The organism is Streptomyces sp. NTH33 (assembly GCF_003236365.1).
Classification (GTDB): Bacteria; Actinomycetota; Actinomycetes; order Streptomycetales; family Streptomycetaceae; genus Streptomyces.
The window spans coordinates 1-2,343 of the sequence record NZ_POTZ01000726.1 but is presented as its reverse complement, the minus strand read 5'-3'; the positions used below and the strand labels follow the sequence as shown (position 1 = coordinate 2,343).

Genomic DNA, 2,343 nt, shown 5'->3' with positions numbered 1-2,343 from the left:
GGGGCGGGGACCGGGGCGGAGGAATTCGGCATGGCGTCACCGTCGTCCGGCCGCCGGTCCGCGGTCCAACACCTGATCCGGCGCGATTGACGCACCCGCGTTGTAAGTTCGGCCCGTGCCCGCCGAACCTGGACCGTCCGCCTTCGCGGAGGGAATCGCCCCCCGGCTGCTCCGTGCCTTCGTCGCCGTGGCCGAGGAGCTGCACTTCACCCGTGCCGCCGCCCGGCTGTACGTCGCCCAGCAGGCCCTCAGCCGGGACATCCGGCGGCTCGAGCGGGAACTGGGTGCCGTGCTGTTCGTACGGAGCACCCGGCAGGTCGTGCTGACCGCCGAGGGCGCCCGGCTGCTGCCGTACGCCCGCCGGGTGCTCCAGGCGCAGCGGGAGCTGCTCGACGCCTTCGGCCGGGGCGGTCCGGAACGGCCGCTGTTCGTGGACGTCAACAGCCCGGGACTGTTCGGGGAGCGGGTGCTGGACCGGGCGCGCGCACTCGCCCCCGATCTCGAACTGATGACCCGTTTCGAGAGCGGTCTGACCGGTGCCGCCGCCGAGATGCTGGCCGGCCGGCTCGACGCGTCGTTCGGGCGGTTCGCCGGGCTCGACCCCGCGGTCCGAAGCCGGCTGCTGCACCAGCCCGCGCGGTACGAGCGGATGGCCGTGATCCTGCCCGAGGACCACCGGCTCGCGCATCTGGCCGAGGTGCCGCTCGACGCGCTGGCGGGAGAGCGCGTGTACGCGGGTGCGGGCAATCCGCGCACGCCGGAGTGGACCGACCTCGCACGTCGCCTGTTCGAGGGGCGTGGCATCGAGATCGCACCGCCCGCGCCCCTCGCGATCGGGGTGGCGGAGTTCCGCCGGATCATGGCCAAACACCGCACACCTGTTCTGACCGTCGTGGACTTTCCGGCCATGCCGCAGACGGTCCTGCGGCCCCTGACCGACCCCGTTCCGCTCTCCCCTGTGTCACTGGTGTGGCGAAAAGGGCTGGTTCATCCCGGATTGGATGCACTCAGGCGTTCTGTGAACGAACTGGCGAGCGAGGAAGGGTGGCTCATGCGGCCGACGAACGGTTGGATTCCGGCCATGGACGCGCATGTGATGGCGGCCTGCACCTGAGACGGATCTCCACGCCATGTCCCCATGCGATACATTCGGGGACCCGGGTGCACTGTGATAAAGGGGACGCTCGTGTTGAGTTGGGGGCTCGGCCCGACGGCTGGTACGTAGGCCCGGATTCGTATGCTTCTTTGGTAGTGATGCCCCTTGGGGGGGAAGTAAGTGCGCGTCGATAAATGGCGGGATAACGCCCAACCGAGCGGGTCCGGTTCAGCGTCCGGGGGTCTCCGCGGGACAGGCGGGCCCATACACCCGAGCGGGGCGTTCGACTCCGGTGACGCCTCCGGCGCGGAGCCGGAATCCGGCCACCCCTCCGGCACGCCGCCGGCTCCGGAGGGCCGGGCAGGGTGGCCGGAAGCCGATGGCCGTGGTCGTACGGCGGCCTGGCCGGGGTTCCGCCCCGACGGTGAGGGCGGCTACCGGCCGGGAGCGGGCGGACACCCCGCTCCGGCCCCGGCGCCGAGCTCCTGGTTCGACAAGGGCAGCCCCGCCGGGCCGGTGGCCGAGGCGGAGACGCGGATACTGCCCGCGCAGGCGGCCGATCCGACCGGCTCGGCACCGGATCCGTCGATACACGCGGAACACGCGGACACGGAACAGTCCGGGCCCACCGGCACCGGCCCCCTGCGGGTGTGCGTCGACGACCCCTGGCAGAGCGGCGAGACGCGCGGGACCCACGACCCGCACGAGGTCACCATCCAGCTCGACGCCGTGGAGCTGGGCGGCTCGTTCGCCGGAGCGGCCGCCACCGTCGGCGGCAAGGAGGCCGACAGGCCCGTCTTCGTCGACGAGTCCGGCCGCCGCAGCCGCCGCTTCCGCCGCCTCGGCATGGCCGTCGGCCTCGCCTGCGCCGTCTACGCGGTCGTCATCGTCGTCACCCTGCTGTCCGGCAACGCGGCCGCCCCCTGGGTGCCCGTCCCGGCGCCGGGCGCGGACGAGCAGCCGGCGAGCAAGGTCGACGAGTCCCCACGGCCGGCCGAGTCCGCCGCCCCGTCCGCGTCCACCGACGACCTGCCCGGCGTCACCACCGACCCCACCACTCCCAGCACCGAAGCGACTTCGTCCGCGGGCGCCACCGCCGTGCCGGGCGCCACCGCCGAGCCCGGCACGGCTCCCACCGTCTCCACCCAGCCCCAGCCGTCCGTGTCCAGCACGAAGAGGGGCGTCCCGGACCGCGTCACCGTGCCGTCCGCTCCCGGGGGCAACGGCTCTCCCTCCGTCGGCAACCC

The 2,343-nt window shown here is 73.2% G+C and carries 1 protein-coding gene and 1 pseudogene; both read left to right on the top strand.

Annotated elements, in window-relative coordinates:
- Positions 1-115: 115 nt before the first annotated feature.
- Positions 116-1,114, top strand: coding sequence for a LysR family transcriptional regulator (locus C1I97_RS35530; protein WP_309147851.1), 999 nt, complete (start codon positions 116-118; stop codon positions 1,112-1,114).
- A gap of 498 nt (positions 1,115-1,612) precedes the next feature.
- Positions 1,613-2,343 (top strand): annotated as a pseudogene (locus C1I97_RS40365) (hypothetical protein); the annotation flags it as partial.